The sequence below is a fragment of the Photorhabdus sp. P32 genome, from assembly GCF_038085095.1.
Taxonomy (GTDB): Bacteria; Pseudomonadota; Gammaproteobacteria; order Enterobacterales; family Enterobacteriaceae; genus Photorhabdus; species Photorhabdus luminescens.
Genome location: NZ_JAZGJN010000247.1, coordinates 1 through 19,488, shown reverse-complemented (window position 1 = coordinate 19,488; position 19,488 = coordinate 1). Strand labels below are relative to the sequence as shown.

At 42.2% G+C, this 19,488-nt stretch carries 16 protein-coding genes and 1 pseudogene; 2 read left to right on the top strand and 15 right to left on the bottom strand.

From position 1 onward, the window contains the following. Positions 1 to 24: 24 nt before the first annotated feature. From ubiB to udp, 8 genes and pseudogenes are all read right to left on the bottom strand, one after another. Positions 25 to 1,665, bottom strand: a complete 1,641-nt coding sequence (gene ubiB, locus V2H77_RS08975; protein ID WP_341498523.1) for a ubiquinone biosynthesis regulatory protein kinase UbiB — start codon at positions 1,663 to 1,665, stop codon at positions 25 to 27. Continuing rightward, on the bottom strand, positions 1,652 to 2,302 hold the full coding sequence (ubiJ, locus tag V2H77_RS08970; RefSeq protein WP_341498522.1) for a ubiquinone biosynthesis protein UbiJ: 651 nt from the start codon (positions 2,300 to 2,302) through the stop codon (positions 1,652 to 1,654). The genes ubiB and ubiJ overlap by 14 nt, the downstream gene beginning before the upstream one ends. A gap of 1 nt (position 2,303) precedes the next feature. Then, on the bottom strand, positions 2,304 to 3,059 hold the full coding sequence (gene ubiE, locus V2H77_RS08965; RefSeq protein WP_341498521.1) for a bifunctional demethylmenaquinone methyltransferase/2-methoxy-6-polyprenyl-1,4-benzoquinol methylase UbiE: 756 nt from the start codon (positions 3,057 to 3,059) through the stop codon (positions 2,304 to 2,306). Between the two features lie 100 nt (positions 3,060 to 3,159). Continuing rightward, positions 3,160 to 4,428, bottom strand: a pseudogene (gene rmuC / locus V2H77_RS08960) (DNA recombination protein RmuC); the annotation flags it as partial. A 165-nt stretch (positions 4,429 to 4,593) separates the two neighbouring features. Then, positions 4,594 to 5,130 carry a DedA family protein gene (locus V2H77_RS08955; RefSeq protein ID WP_445935471.1) on the bottom strand — a complete coding sequence of 179 codons (537 nt, stop codon included), beginning with the start codon at positions 5,128 to 5,130 and terminating at the stop codon, positions 4,594 to 4,596. Between the two features lie 32 nt (positions 5,131 to 5,162). Then, positions 5,163 to 5,294, bottom strand: coding sequence for a hypothetical protein (locus tag V2H77_RS08950; RefSeq protein ID WP_341498519.1), 132 nt, complete (start codon positions 5,292 to 5,294; stop codon positions 5,163 to 5,165). 30 nt (positions 5,295 to 5,324) lie between these two features. Next, positions 5,325 to 6,107 carry a tyrosine-protein phosphatase gene (locus V2H77_RS08945; RefSeq protein ID WP_341498518.1) on the bottom strand — a complete coding sequence of 261 codons (783 nt, stop codon included), beginning with the start codon at positions 6,105 to 6,107 and terminating at the stop codon, positions 5,325 to 5,327. Positions 6,108 to 6,201: 94 nt separating this feature from the next. Continuing rightward, a complete protein-coding gene (gene udp / locus V2H77_RS08940; RefSeq protein ID WP_088371272.1) occupies positions 6,202 to 6,957 on the bottom strand; it encodes a uridine phosphorylase in 756 nt (251 codons plus the stop codon). An 828-nt stretch (positions 6,958 to 7,785) separates the two neighbouring features. Between udp and pcp the strand changes: the two genes are divergently transcribed. Then, complete coding sequence (gene pcp, locus V2H77_RS08935) at positions 7,786 to 8,442, top strand: pyroglutamyl-peptidase I (protein ID WP_341498517.1); 657 nt, start codon at positions 7,786 to 7,788, stop codon at positions 8,440 to 8,442. A 244-nt stretch (positions 8,443 to 8,686) separates the two neighbouring features. Here pcp and V2H77_RS08930 read toward each other — a convergent pair whose 3' ends face one another. Next, positions 8,687 to 9,520 carry an intradiol ring-cleavage dioxygenase gene (locus V2H77_RS08930; RefSeq protein ID WP_265380647.1) on the bottom strand — a complete coding sequence of 278 codons (834 nt, stop codon included), beginning with the start codon at positions 9,518 to 9,520 and terminating at the stop codon, positions 8,687 to 8,689. 241 nt (positions 9,521 to 9,761) lie between these two features. After that, positions 9,762 to 12,038, bottom strand: a complete 2,277-nt coding sequence (metE, locus tag V2H77_RS08925) for a 5-methyltetrahydropteroyltriglutamate--homocysteine S-methyltransferase (RefSeq protein ID WP_341498516.1) — start codon at positions 12,036 to 12,038, stop codon at positions 9,762 to 9,764. A gap of 108 nt (positions 12,039 to 12,146) precedes the next feature. On the opposite strand from metE, the gene metR reads away from it, so the two are divergent. After that, the gene (gene metR / locus V2H77_RS08920; RefSeq protein WP_341498515.1) at positions 12,147 to 13,103 is read left to right on the top strand and encodes an HTH-type transcriptional regulator MetR; all 957 of its coding nucleotides are present in this window, start codon (positions 12,147 to 12,149) and stop codon (positions 13,101 to 13,103) included. A gap of 223 nt (positions 13,104 to 13,326) precedes the next feature. Here the strand turns inward: metR and V2H77_RS08915 are convergent, their stop codons facing one another. From V2H77_RS08915 to V2H77_RS08895, 5 genes are all read right to left on the bottom strand, one after another. After that, complete coding sequence (locus V2H77_RS08915; RefSeq protein ID WP_341498514.1) at positions 13,327 to 14,976, bottom strand: Na+/H+ antiporter; 1,650 nt, start codon at positions 14,974 to 14,976, stop codon at positions 13,327 to 13,329. A 271-nt stretch (positions 14,977 to 15,247) separates the two neighbouring features. Continuing rightward, positions 15,248 to 16,594, bottom strand: coding sequence for an NCS2 family permease (locus tag V2H77_RS08910; RefSeq protein WP_341498534.1), 1,347 nt, complete (start codon positions 16,592 to 16,594; stop codon positions 15,248 to 15,250). A gap of 388 nt (positions 16,595 to 16,982) precedes the next feature. Then, positions 16,983 to 18,155, bottom strand: a complete 1,173-nt coding sequence (locus tag V2H77_RS08905) for an MFS transporter (protein WP_341498513.1) — start codon at positions 18,153 to 18,155, stop codon at positions 16,983 to 16,985. A gap of 108 nt (positions 18,156 to 18,263) precedes the next feature. Next, the gene (locus V2H77_RS08900; protein ID WP_341498512.1) at positions 18,264 to 19,016 is read right to left on the bottom strand and encodes a sulfite exporter TauE/SafE family protein; all 753 of its coding nucleotides are present in this window, start codon (positions 19,014 to 19,016) and stop codon (positions 18,264 to 18,266) included. A 212-nt stretch (positions 19,017 to 19,228) separates the two neighbouring features. After that, positions 19,229 to 19,488 (bottom strand): IS30 family transposase (locus V2H77_RS08895; protein WP_341498511.1); only part of this gene is annotated, 260 nt, incomplete at its 5' end.

The following is a 19,488-nucleotide window of genomic DNA, read 5'->3' as shown; positions in this document are numbered from 1 at the left end:
AAAAAACTTGTCTTAAAACAAATTTTACTCAATTTTACTCAGCCGACACCAGCCAAACAACCACGAAACGGTACCCGCACCTATAAACAACCAAGGAATATTTACCAAGCCAGACAACAAAAACAAGCTTCCGCAGAGAAACAATGTCGCACCAACACCCAGTAAATACTGCGACTGCCGCTGTTTTATCTGTTGCCCTTTTAAATGCTCTGACAGCTTCTCGATACTCACCTGCAAATGTTTATGCTGCTGAAGACTGTCATACACTAATTCAGGTAGTTCTGGCAACTTTTCTGCCCAATAAGGCGCCTTTTCTTTTAACGCCCGGATAACAGCAGGCAATCCAACCTGACTATGCAACCACTCCTCCAGAAACGGTTTTGCTGTTTTCCACAAATCAAGCTGTGGATAAAGCTGTCGTCCTAATCCTTCTACATACAAAAGCGTCTTTTGTAGAAGCACTAACTGGGGCTGCACTGCCATATTAAAACGACGTGCAGTATTAAACAGATTCAGAAGTACATGACCAAATGAAATTTCAGCAAGTGGCTTCTCAAAGATTGGCTCACAAACTGTACGGATTGCAAACTCAAAATCTTCAACATTGGTATCACTTGGAACCCAGCCTGAATCCACATGAAGTTCAGCAACTTTCCGATAATCACGATTAAAGAAAGCAATAAAATTCTCAGCCAAATAACGTTTGTCATCTTTATTAAGAGAACCAACAATACCGTAATCAATACCAATATAAAACGGATCTTCAGGATGCTCATAGCTGACAAAAATATTTCCCGGATGCATGTCCGCATGGAAGAAGCTATCGCGAAAAACCTGCGTAAAAAAGACCTGTACTCCCCGTTCAGCCAGCAATTTCATGTTGGTATTCTGCGCTTCTAATGCTTCAATATCAGAAACAGGGATACCATAAACTCGCTCCATCACCAGAACATTTTCACGGCAATAATCAGCATAAATTTCTGGTACATAAAGCGTTGAACTATTTTCAAAATTACGACGGAGTTGAATTGCATTAGCCGCTTCACGCAGCAAATTCAGTTCATCAATTAACGTCTTCTCATATTCCCGCACAACTTCACGAGGACGTAAACGGCGTCCATCGGGTAATAACATCGGTACCCAATTAGCCAGACGGTACATTAACCGGATATCCGCTTTGATAATCGGCAGAATATCAGGACGAATGACTTTGATAACGATTTCCTGTCCATTCTCTTTTAATCGAGCAGTATGGACCTGAGCAATTGAAGCAGAGGCCAGAGCAACAGGTTCAAAATCATCAAACCAGGTTTCCAGTGGTCCTCCTAAAGCAGTTTCAATATATTGACGCGCCAGAGTACCATCAAAAGAGGCCACCCGGTCTTGTAACAACGCCAATTGATCCGCTATTGCTGGAGGAAACAGATCACGCCGCGTTGAAAGCATCTGTCCAAATTTAATCCAAACAGGCCCTAATTCCTGTAAAGCAAGCCGCAGTCTCTCTCCCAGTGATTTATCTTTATGTCTATTCGGTATCCAGAACAATAAATAACGCCCAAAACGAAGAGGCCAGGTTAAACGAATCCGAGGAATTAGTTCATCCAATCCGTAAGAAAGGAAAACCCGTATGATAAAATAAAGGCGCCTTAATTCACCTGGAGTCATATTTTCCCTCTAATACTGCCAATCGTTGTTCTATTTGCTCGATATCTTTAGCCAACATGCTAACTTCTTCACTGAAATAAGCCACTTCAAGCTGATTTGGGGCTAGTTTCCATTCTTCCGTTAACGCTTCCGCCAAATAATTTTTCTGGCATTCCATTGAACCGGAAACAAACTGAAATCCTTTTTTAAGGACTTGACTAACACTTTCGGCAGCGATATCCCCGAAATAAGGAGAAAGATAATGGGCCAAATCCCATTCAACCATATCTAACAAAGCAGACCATTGCTGAACAACCTGCATATCCCCTTCAATAACCATTTCACCGCTATTGAGCAATTTGGAAATTTGTTGACGATCCCGTAGTTTAAGCAAAGCAGAAAAGTGAGTTTTAACCGTGCAATCGGCAGATTCGCCCCATTGGCTTAATACGTCTACCTGTTTCTCACTGAACACCAATGTCAGTGGTGTATTCATTTCTTTCAATTCGATCGACAAAACTTTGTCTACCAGCCGCATACGGGCTGGCCTTAACACGGGTTCACGGTACAACAGGTAATTCAACGATGTTTCCATCACTGCGGTTAAAACCGGCGTAAGTGTGGAATTAATAGCTGTACTCAGTGATGGTCTTTCCATCTCAGAATTTAAAACCTCTGTGTAGTGCAACAATGCCGCCAGTCATATTGGTATAAGTCACCTGTTCAAAACCGGCCTCTTCCATCATCGTTTTAAGCGTTTCCTGATCAGGATGCATACGGATGGATTCCGCCAGATAACGATAACTGTCAGCATCCTGCACAAAAACCTGACCAATTTTTGGCAGCACATGGAAAGAATAAGCATCATACGCTTTGCTTAACGGAGTGAACAAAGGTTTAGAAAATTCAAGTACCAATAAACGTCCACCCGGCTTCAACACCCGAAACATAGAACGCAGGGCTTTTTCTTTTTCGGTAACATTGCGCAAACCAAAAGAGATAGTGATGCAATTAAAATAGTTATCAGGGAAAGGCAACGCTTCCGCATTGGCCTGCACATAGCTGACATTACCAACAACACCAGCATCGCGTAATTTCTCACGCCCAACCTTCAGCATAGATTCATTGATATCAGCAAGAACAACTTCGCCTTTTTCGCCAACTATACGGGAAAATTTAGCGGTCAGATCTCCGGTACCGCCAGCTAAATCAAGTATCTTCTGACCTCGGCGCACACCACTGGCATCAATAGCCACACGCTTCCAGATACGATGGATGCCAAACGACATTAAATCATTCATTAAATCGTATTTTGCCGCAACAGAATGAAACACTTCAGCCACCATGCCTGCTTTTGCATCCTTTGCTACAGTACGGAAACCAAAATGTGTGGTTTGTTTCGTTTGGTCTACCATGTCATTTGCCCATTTTTTATTCAAAGCGTTATAAAAAGTGTATCAGCCTTTCAGATAAAACCCCATCCTAGTATTAATCATTAGCACAGAATGGTTGGCTGGCCTTATCAACCAGTTCAGGATCAATAGGACGTTTTACCTCAACACCCAAATTACGAAAACTCTCTGCCTGACTTATCAGGTTGCCACGCCCCTCAGTTAGCTTTTTCATTGCCTGTCGGTAATTAAGTTGGGCCTTATCCAAGCTTTGCCCCAAACCTTGCATATCCTCGACAAACAAGCGCATTTTATCGTACATACGAGCGGCCTTATCTGCGATTAAACGCGCATTCTGGCTTTGATATTCATAGCGCCACAAGTTATTAATAGTACGTACAGCAACTAACAATGTTGATGGACTAACTAACATAATATTGTGTTTAAGTGCTTCATCAAGCAGCTCAGGCGCCCTGTTAAGCGCAACCAGATAAGCGGGTTCAACCGGAATAAACATCAATACATAGTCCAACGATTTCAGCCCAGGCAACTGTTGGTAATCTTTGCGGCTCAAACCACGAATATGACCTTTAATTGAATCAATATGTTCTTGAAGGGCTAACTCCTGCTGATGCCGATCGCCACTGTTAAAATAACGCTCATAAGCGACCAGCGACATTTTGGCATCAATGACCACATCTTTCCCTTGCGGCAAATGAACAATAACATCGGGTTGGAAACGGCGGTTACCCTCTACCTTGATATTTACCTGAGTACAAAACTCACGCCCTTCTCGTAAACCAGAGGCTTCCAGAATACGGGATAACACGACTTCTCCCCAATCTCCCTGAATTTTATTATTACCTTTGAGGGCATTTGTCAGATTGATGGCTTCCTGCGCCATCTGGACATTCAATTGCTGTAAGCTACGGATTTCATGTGCCAAAGTATGACGTTCACGGGCTTCCTGACCAAAACTCTCTTGAACTTGCCGGTGTAGGCCATCAAGTTGTTCACGAAATGGCGCTAAAAGAGTATTGAGGCTCTGCCGATTTTGTTCATCAGTACGGCGCCCCGTTTGTTCAAAAATACGATTAGCCAAATTCTCAAATTGAGTATTCAAACGTAGTTCACTGTTGATCAGCAACCGCTGTTTCTCTTCAGCCGCGAGACGACTCTCTTCCAGACGTGTCGTCACTTCCCGCAGTTCAGATTCTTGCACGCTATTAACTTCTCTCTGAGTCCGCAATTCCTGGTTCAATTGTTCACACTCAGCCCGCCAATAAGCGGATTGCTCCAGTTTCTCATTGGCAACGGCAAGCTGGCTGTCCAATTGCCGTAATTCCAGCTCTTGCTGTTGAATACGTTGATGAACGGAGAACCAAACAAGAATACCACCGCCCAACAGGCCGCCAAGAGCACCTATCAACGTATATAACAACTGGATACCCACTGGTACTTCCTCTATCTCATGCTTTGACCAGATAAACTAAATTGCCACTGTATAGATGTCCAGAATGATTTATACAGATGGTTCAGTCTGCGAAGCCGCTCCCAATTAACTCACCCATTGCACTAACCATTGCAAACCAAATGTTCCTGGAGCTAATACGCCAAAAGACCAGATAAGTGCCGAACAGATGTTAGCTATCTGGAAGTAACGCAATGGCATGGCACAAATACCCGCGACTAATGGCACAATTGCACGGAATGGCCCAAAGAATCGACCAAAGAAAATACTCCAAATACCCCAACGTTCAAAGAAATGGTGTACTCGTGTCAGTAGTTGTGGTTTACGAGAAATCGGCCAAATTTTACCAACATCACCCTTAAAATAGGCGCCAACAATATAAGATACCCAATCGCCCAAAAAAGCTCCTACTGCGGCTGCCAACCAAATTGGCCAGAAATTAAGACCACTTTCACCTATTAATGCCCCTAATCCAAGCAATATGATTGTTGCAGGTAATAGCAAGGAGAAAAAAGCCAGAGATTCACCAAAAGCGAGTAAGAAAACAATCGGCATGATCCAGGTATCATGAGCTTTAACAAAAGCGATTACCAGATCAACTATTTCATGAAGACTCAAATTCATATTCCTGTATTGATTAATATACCCTATGGATTTCAAGATGCATCGCGACGGCAAAGGAGAGAATCCCCGGGAGCATAGCGAACTATGTGACTGGGGTGAGCGAGTGCAGCCAACAAAGAGGCAACTTGAAAGATAACGGGTAATACCACATTCAATTTAGCCATTTCTGTATTAACCAGAATTAAACCAACTTTTTATTCAAGGAAATAACCTTGTAATTTCTTACGAGCAGCACAATCAAGGCCAAGATCTTTTTCCAGCCATATATCTACACTGCCATAATGTTGGTTAATACTGTTTAATGCCGTCATTAAAAACTCTTCTCTCACAGAATAAACATAAGCGAATTTATCAACTACATCATCACTCATGGTTTTCGCATGCTCATTTAATAAATATTCACGGTAAGGAGCCAAAGTAGAGTGAGTCACTAAATAATCTTCCATTACCGTATTCAAATCAGCCCCCAGAGCAAACAATACCAAAGCAGAACCTACACCGGTTCTGTCTTTACCTACCGCGCAATGCTGGACTATCCCACCTTTTTCCGGTTGTTGCAGTAATTTAACTAATGTCTTATAGGCTGAATTTTTCAGAGGCAGTAATTCATAAAGGCGGAACATAAATGTCTGCGGATCAAATTGTTCCAACACCTCTGATGTCAATTTTTCCAGATTCGCATTCACTTCATCAGATAATGGATTGGCCGGAGCATGATGATAATTAGCGCCATTCCATACCAAATCGGGCTTATCTGCTATCTCACTAGTATCACGATAATCTATGATTTGAAAGAGATTTTTATTTACCAGGAAAGATTGATCTTTTTCTGTTAAGCGATCCAGAGAACCAGAACGGAAAAGCAACCCTGATTTGATTTTTCCACCACTCGCTACTTTTTTACCGCCTAAATCACGAAAATTAATCCCGCCATTGAGGGGAAGCACTGATGGATGCAATAAAGATGTTGTGATCATGATGATGTTTAATCAGTTGTTAGGTATTAAAACATTAACAGATTTCTCTTTAAAATAAGAGTGAGCCGGAATATTCCGGCCCCAGAAGTATGATTTACAACAAACGGCGAGCCGCTTCTACTACAATACCCAACGCGTTACTTTCTGTTTTTTCAAGTAATTCAACATTAGGAATCTCCTGCTGAGTACGGTTAACAATAACGCCAGCGACCATACCCGCACGCAGCCCTTGGCTTGCACACATTGTTAATAACGTTGCCGATTCCATTTCATAATTCATGACCCCCATCGCCTGCCATTCAGCCATTGAACCTTTGAAACGGCTCACAACCCGGCCAGAATAGGTATCGTAACGCTCCTGACCGGGATAAAAAGTATCGGAAGAGGCCGTTACCCCCACATGTACCGTTGCCCCCAAATCTTTTGCTGCTTCGTACAAAGCAGTCGTACATTCAAAATCGGCAACCGCCGGGAATTCCATCGGAGCAAAATGCAGGCTGGCGCCATCCAAACGAACAGCAGCAGTAGTGACCAACACGTCACCAACATTGATATTTTCCTGAATTGCGCCGGTTGTGCCGATACGTAAAAAAGTACGCACACCCAATTGCGCTAATTCTTCAACAGCAATAGAGGTTGATGGGCCGCCGATACCCGTAGAGCACACAATGACAGCTTTACCATCAATTTCTGCCCGCCATGACGTAAATTCACGTAAGGAAGCAAGATGCACTGGGTTATCCATCAATCTTGCGATTTTTTCCACACGTTTCGGATCACCCGGAACAATAGCTAAAGTTGCGCCTTGCAGGTCGCTTTTGGTCAGACCTAAGTGAAATACATCAGACATATCAGACTCCTCAGCAAGAAGAATTTATAATGAAATTAGTTGAAATTTACTGTATTGAGCATTTAGACATCTTTTAGTGATAAATGTCACTTCAAAGTAATATAAAAAAGAAAAACATACATTATTTTGTGATAAAAATCACAAAAACCATAAAACGAGCAAAAAACAGGGCGTTTTCTTCCGTCCATAAACTAACTTGAATAAGTTCATATTATGGAAAAAACCATCCATTATTTAATTATATTTATATTTCAAACATACCGAGAAAAATATATCACGGATTATCTCATCGCAATATTTTCTCCCTAAGAGTTAATAAGGGCTAATATCCACCCCATCACAAAGAAAAATTTATCGTTTCACAACCCGGCCATAAACAAAATATTTCCAATAAACTATCAACTTAACCAAATATAAATCACCGTCGTTATTAAAACATTCTCCTAACATTTATAAATCAACAACGCAATAAATTGAACTATTCCTAAAATAACTTTTTCTTATGATGAACATATTAAAAAATTAACTGTATTTTACTTTTATAACTAATAAATAATTTTTCTTGCTTATTTACCAACATATTACAATTATATTTTCAACAAAAATAAAACAATTACCAAATATAAATATCACAGTTATCTTTTTATAGGATGCATATTGTTTAGATATATACCCTATGGATTTCAAGGTGCATCGCGACGGCAAGGGAGCGAATCCCCGGGAGCATAGATAACTATGTGACTGGGGTGAGTGAGTGCAGCCAACAAAGAGACAACTTGAAAGATAACGGGAATATTAGACTCTTTCCACCATATAAGGGCACTATCTATGACGACCCAAAAAACAGTTTTAATTACCGGTTTCGATCCTTTCGACAAAGAAAAAATTAATCCATCGTGGGAAGCCGCTAAGCAATTACAAGGACGAGAATTATGTGGAGCCCGCGTTGAAGCGCGTCAGCTTCCATGTGTGTTCGACGTCTCTCTGGCTTGCCTGTATGCTGCTATTGATGATGTACAGCCTGATCTGGTCATTGCCGTAGGACAGGCAGGCGGTAGACCAAATATTACCGTGGAACGCGTGGCAATTAATATTAATGATGCTAGCATTCCTGATAATCAAGGCAATCAGCCTATCAATACCCCCATAGTCGCAACAGGCCCTGCCGCCTACTTCGCTACGTTACCGATCAATGCGATAGTCAAAGGTTTGCATGATGCTGGAGTCCCTGCCTCCATTTCACAAACCGCAGGCACCTTCGTCTGTAATCATGTCATGTATGGCTTGTTGCATCATTTAGCATGCACCCATCCTGAGATACGCGGTGGATTCATCCATATTCCTTATCTGCCGGAACAAGCAGTTCGGTATTCAGGTACTCCGAGTATGGCCCTGGAAACAGTTATAACCGCGCTGGAAATTGCTATCGATGAAGCATTAAAAAACAGTGAAGATATCGCCATTAATGGAGGCACAACGCATTAATTTGACATTCTGCTTGCGAGACTGAAAGCTTTTCTCTGAGAAAATGACAGGCACAGAAAATATGATCTACTGATAATATCCATCAACCAGAAAAGATAATCCTCTCTGTGCCTGAACAATATCCATATGTAAATATCAAGTATCTGATACTTTATTAAATTATTTATCAGTATACTATTTACATAGGTTACTTTATAATTTAGACTGTTATTATATTAAAATCTAGATTATTCCACAAAATCGATCATACCGTATGAGAATATAAATCATCTTTAGTTATGAAATTAGATATATTTTCCAAATCTATCGATAAAATTATCTCACCCAGTATCCCACGATTAATATCAGACTCATCTATTTTTGTTATTTTTATTTCTGAAAGATGACCATTCATCTCTTTAAAATATTTATCCTCATGATTTTGAGTTCTGATTACCCTCCGTTTTGAATATAGATCATATTTATAAACCTCTGTGTTAATTTCTTCTGGAAAATACATTTGACCAACAAAAGCAAAGTGCTCTTTATCAGTTATATCTGTGCTCACCTTTCTGATAGCAATATGAATATGAGTCGCTCTACCCGCATAAAACCCAGGATAAATAGTCGTAAAATTAACTATCCCATTCTTATCAGATGGTTGAGCTCCTCTTAGAAAATTTTTATCATCGGTTCTATTGCTAGAACCTATTCCATCAACATTAGGTTCTATATCAGGACTGATATAACTCCAACCAGAATATTTTCCCCGACTATTACAATGCCAGATATCAACAAATAAACTCTCAACCGGTTTACATGTTTTTTTATCCATGACAGTAATTTTTAATAAAAAAGGTATACCTAATTCTGAATCGGTAATATCCCTTCTTACAATTTTGTCATTGCGGAAATACGGCCCTGATATCTGCTCTGGCGCAAGCGTACATACGCCTATTCCAATTTGTGGGGATAACTTTGCTTCCGCACGAGCTAAACTCATCGGGGCAAGTGCAGCAGTCGCCGTAATAGCAGCGCTACTTTTTAAAAAATTTCTTCGAGAGCTACTTTTCTTACCTTGCAACTTATTAACATCCATATAATCCTCTCTTTAATTATTAAGTTTCTATTACAATGCTTCCATCTTGTTACTACCAGGGTTATTTTGTTAATAAAATGTATTTTTTCAAATACCAATATGGCATATATAAGTTACTAAAAGTTTGGTAATAGAAAAGATCCGCGCGAAGCCGCATCACTATGCGTTACTGCAAAAGAAAGATTATTTTTTGGAAAATGCCCATCACCAATTAATAGTGACAGGCAAATTATGGGATGAGTTATTTCACTGACTCACGGAGGCGTTTAGCCGCTTGTACCATGTTTGCCAATGACTGGCGAGTTTCCGTCCAACCACGGGTTTTCAGACCACAATCCGGGTTAACCCACAAGCGTTCGACCGGAATACGATCAGCCGCTTTACGTAACAGGGCTTCAATCCACTCAACACTAGGTACGTTAGGTGAATGAATGTCATAAACACCCGGCCCGATCTCATTCGGATAAGAGAAGTTTTCGAATGAATCCAACAGCTCCATATCCGAACGGGAAGTTTCAATAGTAATCACGTCCGCATCTAACGCTGCGATGGAAGGCATGATGTCATTGAACTCGCAATAACACATATGAGTGTGAATCTGCGTGTCATCTTTAGCAATTGCAGCATTCAATTTAAATGCTTCTACCGCCCAATCAAGATAGGACTGCCACTCTTCCCGGCGCAGTGGTAAACCTTCCCGCAATGCTGGCTCATCAATCTGGATGATACCAATACCCGCTTCTTGCAAATCGTCCACTTCATCACGCAGTGCCAATGCAATCTGCTTCGCAATCGTCTCACGGCTGACATCTTCCCTTGGGAATGACCAACAGAGAATTGTTACTGGCCCGGTTAACATCCCTTTGACGGGTTTTTCCGTCAGCGATTGAGCATATTTAGCCCATTCTACAGTGATCGCTTCTGGACGGCTGACGTCACCAATAATCACTGGCGGCTTAACGCAGCGGGAACCATAGCTCTGAACCCAACCATTCTGCGTAAAGACAAAACCGTCGAGGTGTTCACCGAAATACTCCACCATGTCATTACGTTCAGCTTCGCCATGAACCAATACATCTAATCCCAAACGTTCTTGTTCGTTAATTGCCTGCTTAATATGTTGACAGATATTGGTACGATAGCTAGCGCCATCTACCCGACCTTTTTTGAAATCCAAACGCAAGCCGCGGATTTCCGTCGTTTGCGGGAATGATCCAATTGTTGTTGTCGGCCACAATGGCAAGTTATAGCGCTGACGCTGTATTTCTGCACGCTGTGGGTATGGCAGATTACGCTCACTGTCCTGTGGATTAATTGCTGCAAGGCGCTCAGTAACCGACTGATTATTCACCCGTTTAGATTCACGACGGGCTCGAATTGGCGCACTGTAAACATCCAATTCCGCTTGTTTACCGCCTTCCGGCTGATTCAATGCCGCAGCCAGCAAGGCTAACTCCTCACATTTCTGCAATGCGAACGCAAACCAGCTTTTCACCTCTGCATCAAGCGCAGTCTCATCACTCAGATCGATAGGACTATGTAGAAGAGAACAGGAAGAACCGATCCACAGTGTACGACTACCTACCAATGGCTTAATCGACTGATATTTGGCAGTTAAATCCGCACGCCATACGTTACGACCATTAATCACACCAAGGGAAAGCACCCACTCTTTTGGCAGTGACTCATTCAGTTGCGCGATATCATCCTGACCAGCAACCAGATCCACATGCAGTCCTTGTACCGACAAGGATTTGATCGTTTCGAGATTGTGACCAACGCTATCGAAATAGGTAGTCAGCAATAATTTAACCTGCCCTTGAAGCGCCTGATAAGCAACCGGATAAGCGGCTAACCACTCTGCTGGCAGTTCCAGTACCAGCGCAGGCTCATCAATCTGCACCCATTCGATACCACGTCTAGCTAACTCAGCTAATACTTGTTGATAAACAGGAAGAATATCTTTCAATAAAGAGAGACGATCAAATACCTGACCTTTCACTTTACCCAACCACAGGTAAGTCACCGGCCCCAGTAAAACGGGTTTCACTTGATGACCCAGAGCCAACGCTTCATCCACTTCTTCTAGTAGCTGAGTCCAACTCAGTTTAAATTCCTGCCCTTGCTGAAATTCTGGCACGATATAATGGTAGTTAGTATTAAACCATTTAGTCATTTCCGCGGCGGCGGCGGGTTCACCCGTCGGCGCACGACCGCGAGCAATACGGAATAGTGTATCTAGATCAATCGTGCCATCTGGATTCTGGTGACGTGGAGGCACATTACCGAGTAGTAAACTGGTGGTTAGCACATGATCATACCAAGCGAAATCGCCAACCGGTACTAAATCAACACCAGCCTGCTTCTGTTGCTCCCAGTGACGGGCACGTAACTCACGGCCAGTTTCCAATAATTCTTGCTGAGAAATTTTCCCTGCCCAATAGTTTTCCTGAGCCTTTTTGAGTTCTCTTTTCAAACCTATACGTGGAAAGCCAAGTGTGTGATTAATAATCGTCATTTCATTATCCCGTCATTTTTAGCCGTCTAGATGTTTACACATCCATAATCAACAGGTAAGGTATAAACCACAAGCGCAATTTATTCATTATCATCCTGAAGGTTTCTCATGATCGAAATAAAACACCTAAAAACATTACAATCATTGAGTCATTGCGGTTCATTAGCGGCAGCAGCCAATCACCTGCATCAAACACAATCCGCTTTGTCTCATCAGTTCAGCGATCTTGAACATCGCCTTGGCTTCCGGTTGTTCATTCGTAAAAGTCAACCGCTTCGCTTCACGCCACAGGGTGAAATTTTATTACGACTGGCAGAACAAGTGCTCCCTCTGGTTCAAAATGCACTGCGCGAATGTAAAGAGCCGGGCCAGACAAATCTACGTATCGCCATTGAATGTCATAGTTGCATTCAGTGGCTGACACCGGCCCTCAAGCATTTCCGAGAAACCTGGCCACAAGTCAATGTGGATTTCAAATCCGGCGTCACTTTTGATCCACAACCTGCACTACTACAACGGGAATTGGATGTCGTTTTGACATCAGATATTCTCCCGGAGAGTCATTTGCACTACACGCCGCTATTTGATTATGAAGTCAAACTGGTTGTCGCTCCGGATCATCCTCTGGCAAATAAATTACACATCCAGCCAAAAGATTTAATTGATGAAACATTGATGATCTACCCCGTTCAGCGTCATCGATTCGATATCTGGCGGCGTTTCTTGCAACCAGCGGGGGTTGCTCCTACATTGAAAAATGTGGATAACACTCTATTACTGATTCAAATGGTCGCTGCCCGTATGGGAATCGCGGCTCTACCACATTGGGTTGTTGAAACATTTGAAAGGCAAGAATTAGTGGTAACTAAAACATTGGGAGAAGGTTTATGGAGCAGGCTGTACGCTGCCGTCCGTGAAGGCGAACAGTATCAGCCTGAGACTGACGCATTTATCCACTCCGCACGCCAGCACGCAATGAATAATCTGCCATTCGTAAAAGGCATTGCAAAATTAAACGTTGATGACCCTAGAACAACGCCGCAACCAAACCCCCACCAATGGTAAATTTTACCAGCCATGCCGCCGGAACCAACATGTTATTCATCATTGTCAGGGGGTTCCGGTATCTATGTTTATGAATCTATGTCTATAAATCTATGTCTATGAATCTATGGTGGAAAAACAAATGCCACAAATCAACCATCAACCTGACAGGCGAGATATCCACCAATCAGGCTGAATAACATGGCTGACAAAATTGTCGTGACAACCAACAAATTACAGGATATCAGTGCTCTTTCTGTACCAACAAAGCTTCCAGTAAATCCAAATCATGCAGCAAGGTTTGAAGTGTCTCATTGCTGATTTTCCTGGTTGCACGCAGATGATACAACTCACCGCGCTCCGCCCTTAATGCGGTCAGACGAAAACGACGTTCCAAATCTTCCACTAGCAGATTATGTTCCATCTCATCCTGCCCCACAGTACGGCGACGCAAATAGCCAATTACCCTGGAAGCAACTTCAGTAATAACCTCAGCATCCAATTGCTCTTCGGGACTCGCAGAAAGACGCTCTTCCATCTTATTCATACTGACAATCGCCACTTCCGCCATAGCTGCCCGCGCCATTCGTACCTCACTGATATCAGCCTCTTTATCGCAAGTTTGCATTCCCCGTAACAGGAATGGCAAAGAGAGAACGCCAATTAACAGCGAAAACAGGATGACCCCCGCAGCAATAAAGATAAGCTGATAACGGGCCGGGAACGGCGTACCATCCGTCAGAAACAGAGGAACAGACAGTGCGCCAGCGAGTGTGATGGCGCCACGAACGCCTGCAAAAGATGCCAGCCATAATTCACGGGTGGTATAAGTCGCAAAATTCAGTGGATTTTTTTTCATAAAGGCTTTGCTGATATTCTTCATCAGCCATAACCAACAGAAACGCAGTAATAAAAGTGCCCCATAAATCACTGCGACCACGGCGAACAACATCCAAGTTTCAACCGTTGGATCAATTTCTGCCTGTACAACGGAAGTTTGCCAGATCCCCGGTAGTTGCAGGCCCAACATGATAAATACCAGGCCGTTAAACACAAACGCCAGCATTGACCAGACACTATCAGCGCGTAAACGCATCGCTAATGGCGCATTACGGATAACCCCAGATTTACTAATAGTCATACCCGCGGCAACCGCAGCCAAAATACCGGAAACGCCAATATGTTCCGCAATCAAATAAGAAGCAAACGGCAGCAGCAACATGAAAACAATTTGGGTTGCCGGATCGCCACCGCTCCAACGGTTCATTAAACGCAGAGATTTACTGTACAACCAGGTTACTGCAATACCGGATAACAAACCGCCAATAGCAACCTTGAAGAATTCTATGGTCATATCAGTAACAGAAAATGCCATCGTTCCCATTGCTATCGCTACAGCGAACTTTAAGGCTACCAGGCCGGAAGCATCGTTCATTAACGCTTCCCCTTCCATCACATTCATCATGCGCTTAGGCATGCGCCTTTTTCCAACAATGGATGATAAAGCCACCGCATCTGTCGGCGATAACACCGCAGCAAGAGCAAAAGCAGCAATTAGCGGAATGCCTGGCATCAGCCAATAAATCAGATAACCAATACCGACAACAGTCACCAGCACCAATACCAGCATCAGTATGAAAATTTCCCGTCCGTACTGGAAAAACTCTCTGGTTGGCATTTTCCAGCCATCAACAAATAACAAAGGAGGAATTAGCAGAACGAGAAACAGCTCAGGATTAAAAGTAACATGTAAGCCAAAGTGTGGCCAAGCCAGCAACGCTCCCATTGCAATCTGCATTAACGGCAGAGGTATGCGGAACGGAATCACTTTAGTCAGAACGCCAGAAACTGAAACCACCAAAATCAAGATCAGAATAGTAAAGAATATTTCCATGTTGCCCTTACAATTTACCTAAGAATCGTTGGTATACAGATTGAAACTCTTTTTCTTCCTGTTAATACAAAAACAGTGAGAATAAATCTTAATATTAAAGTAACTGAATCAATCGAAAAAGGTAGATACACGCGGAGCCGTATCCGAAAGAATTGCAAGAATATTGTAAACTAATCAGATAAATAGAGGGGGAAATAATTGAGAATTTAAAAGTAATCGCAAGAAACGGCAAAGTGCGCCGGGGTGCCCCCCTTACGCACTTTTTAATCAATCAAATAGCCCAATCACCAGCATAAAATGCTACTAAAGCGACCGTAATTACCACTGTACCGATATTCAATTGGCGCCATTCACCGGAACAGATACGACCAACAACCAAAGAACTGAAGCCCAACATAATACCGGTTACAATATTGCAGGTCAGAACAATAAAGACTGCACAAAGCATACCGGACATCGCCCCAACAAAATCATCGAAATCCAGTTTTCTGACATTACTCAACATCAGTAGACCAACATACATCAGCGCTGGCGCAGTGGCATACGCCGGTACAAGATATGAAAGTGGAGAAAAGAACAAAATTAACAGGAACAGGATACCGACAACTGTTGCGGTTAAACCTGTTTTACCACCCGCTGCGGTACCCGCGGCTGATTCGATATATACCGCAGCCGGAGAAGCTCCGATAGTACCGGCAAAAATACTACTAACAGAATCGGCAGTCAGCGCTTTACTGCCATTAATAATCTGTCCACCTTTATCCAACAGATTCCCCTGCCCTGCTACCGCACGGATGGTACCGGTCGCATCAAACACCGCAGTCATTACCAGCGCCAACACACTGGGTAATACAATTGGCTGCAAAGCTCCCATAACATCCATGCTAAAAATCAGGGACAAGCCATCATCTCCCAGACTCGGTACCTTAAAAAACCCTTGATATTTCACTGCCGGATCAAAAATCAACCCAATAACAGAAATCACAATGATTACTAACAGTACACCGCCAGGGACTTTCAACTTTTCCAGGCCAAAAATCACAGCCAGCCCAAGCAAAGTCATCACAACCGGAAAAGAAGTGAACGATCCCAAAGCAACAGGCAGACCTTCCAACGGGTTCTTAATGACCAGACCAACGCCGTTTGACGCAATCAGTAACAAAAACAGCCCAATACCAATCCCTGCACCATGCGCAATACCCATTGGTATATTGCGTAAAATCCAAGAACGAATACCGGTAACAGAAATCACCGTGAACAAGCACCCCATCAGAAATACCGCGCCGAGTACCACCGGAATAGTGATTTGCTGTCCTAAAACCAAACTAAAAGCGGTAAATGCAGTTAACGAAATTGCACAACCAATTGCCATTGGCAAGTTAACCCATAGCCCCATTAACAAAGAACCAAAACCGGCAACCAAACAAGTCGCAATAAAGACCGCAGTATGGGGAAACCCTGCCTGCCCTAACATCCCTGGTACAACGATGACTGAGTAAACCATCGCCAAGAAAGTTGTAAGTCCTGCCAGAATTTCACGGCGTACCGTTGTGCCGCGTTCAGTCAACTTAAAATACTTATCCAGTTTGCGTTTAACTGGTGCCTGAGTGCCAGACATGTCGTTCCCCTGCATTATGTTCATGGTACTTCTTCCACTTTCTAATCAAACGAAAACGATTACCTCGCTTAATAACACAACAACATTGCACCAATCAGTTCAACAAATCACAAAAGCAATCGTTTGGCTTTCAGAATAGAAAACAGTGGGAGAATTTGAGGCGAAAGATTATCCAGTAATCATAGTGTCGAAATCAATAGCTAACCGTATTATTTAACCAAGCATCAAAAGAATAACTTCTGGAGATTAAACTTTTTACGATAATTAATCGCAATGTTTCAATCTTAGGATTCCACTTACTAACGAATTGAAAATAAATAAGATTTACTCAGCGCTGGCTGCTGTTTACAGCCAGCTTTTACGCCTACACAACTACCGGCTGAACACCTCAGCCATTATCAGTCTGTGGATTAAGCAGCTCCATTGTCGAAATCAGAAACAGCGCCGCAATGATAATAAGAAGAATAGGTAAACCTGATGGCGTCACTGAACTCGCTATACCGGCAAGCAGTGGCCCAAACAAACTCCCAATACCCCACAACATAGCCGCCGCTGCATTAGCCACTATCAGATCACTCCCAGAAAAATACTGACCAATTTGTACCAATGCAATGGTGTAAATAGCCCCCGCAGTTGCCCCTAAAACAATCAACAGAGGCCAGATAAGATATTGATGTGCCATAGCAAGTGGCAATAGCGCACTTGCTCCAAGCGTTGCTACACCACAAATCTGGTACAAACGCATACGATTCATATGATCCGCCAGCCAACCAAACGGGAGTTGCATCAATGCATCGCCACCAAGAACAACACTTATCATCAGTGCAGCTACCGCTTCGGTATACCCACAACTCATTCCGTAGATAGGTAACATGGAAAGAATGGTGCCGTCGAAAAAAGAAAAGAACAGCACGCCACCACAGATCGCCGGAGCAACCTTCACAAATTGAACAATAGAAAAGTTGGGCTTCTCATTATGTTTCGGCAACTTATCGCCTTTCTTCTGATCTACCATGACAAAAAGCACCAGAGAAAAGATATGGATCAGAGTACAAATCAGTATCGGCGTTTTATCTGCAACACCATAAAAAGCAATGATAGAAGGGCCAAGCAACTGACTGATAGTAAAAACCGTCGTATAAACAGCCAGTACCCTACCTCGTTTATTCTCTTCAGAGAGTTCATTAATCCAAGTTTCACCAAGACAGATCATTAAGCCGTTAGCAACACCAGTAATTAGCCGCAGAGGAAAAAGCAATTCCATCGGCAATGACCCCAAAAGAGGGAGCAAACTGCCGGCAGAAACCCCAGTTGCAATCATCATGACACGTTTTTTACCTACCAGAGATACAATTTTCTGGACGACCGGAGCACTCAACAGAACTCCCAATGCCGGAGCCGCAGAAATTAAACCAATGTACAACTCATCAATACCTTGGCTATTCAAGCGTAACGCTATCATTGGGATCGTCAAACCAATGACAATGCCAATAACAGCGACACTCGTGGTAATAGTAAAAATGGCAAAAAATTTATTATTTCTATAATCACGACTATTCATTTTATTGATGCCTATCCAGCAAAAATAAAGAGAATAAATACGAAATAAACTGAAAACAACAAATTAATGATATTATATTAAATATATTAATTCTGATTAGTTACTATTTTAAAGAGTAAATATATAACGATATATCAGCATTAAGCCCGAAACCAGCACAATGACATTGATAAACTTCAAGAATGTTTCTCTGGAGATTTTCAGCGTCACCTGCCGCCCAAAATAGATTCCCAACAACATGGCTGGAATAAATACCAGTATCAATAACAAAAATGAGGTGTCCAGATAAATACCCATGACAACAAAAATAATCACTCTCGTCAGAGTACTGAAACCAATTAAAGTCGTCTGAGTGATCCTAAAAATTTCCTTATCTGATATCCGCCCGGTTAGATAAATTGCATAAAGAAAACCCCCACTACCAAATAACGCACTGAAAATACCTCCACTCAGCCCAAATGGAATGGCAGCCTTAACAGGGAATTGACGGTAGGTTTTACTGAAAAATAACGAATAAATTGAATAGAAAACAACAAATAACCCCAACACCAGAACTAAAACATCAGGTCGGGTTATCAACAAAATGGCGGCGCCAATCAAGCTACCGGCAACCATTAATGGAATAATTAACTTGATCTCACTAAACTCTGATTTTTTACCCTCTCTGGTAATATTAATCACTGCGGCGGTTAAATCTACCAACGCAAGCATAGGAACAATTTTCGCTACAGGAATATAAAACGCCAGAATTGGACTGGCAATAAGTGCAGAACCAAAGCCGGCCATACCAAAAACCAGATAAGCAAAGAAAACGACAAAAATGCAAATAATCAGATCAGGCCATGCCAGTACATGTAACATTTCTATTTCCCTGAAAATAGTTTTCAAACTAAAGTGATCATTTTCCCAATACTAATAGTTTTTACTATCACTTGTCAGGCCAATCTGCGAAAAATGGGACACACTAATTAAAGGTGTACTTAATATATACATGATGCTTATATATCCATAATGAAAAAATAACAAATTGAAATTATAATCAATGGTAGATTCACATAATAAGTGCAACATCGTTAATCTGGAAGTAAATATGTTCGTATACCCTTAAATAATTCATTCGGGGTTTTCCCACCCCGTGTTTTTCGGGGACGATGATTTAATCGGTTTACCACAAAATTTATTTCCTGATCAGAGACTTCATTAAAATCAGTTCCCTTTGGAAAGTATTGTCTGATTAACCCATTGATATTCTCATTGATCCCTCTCTCCCAAGGCGAGTAAGGATGGGCAAAATAAATTTCAGTTTCTAATTTTTTACTTATGGTTTCATGAT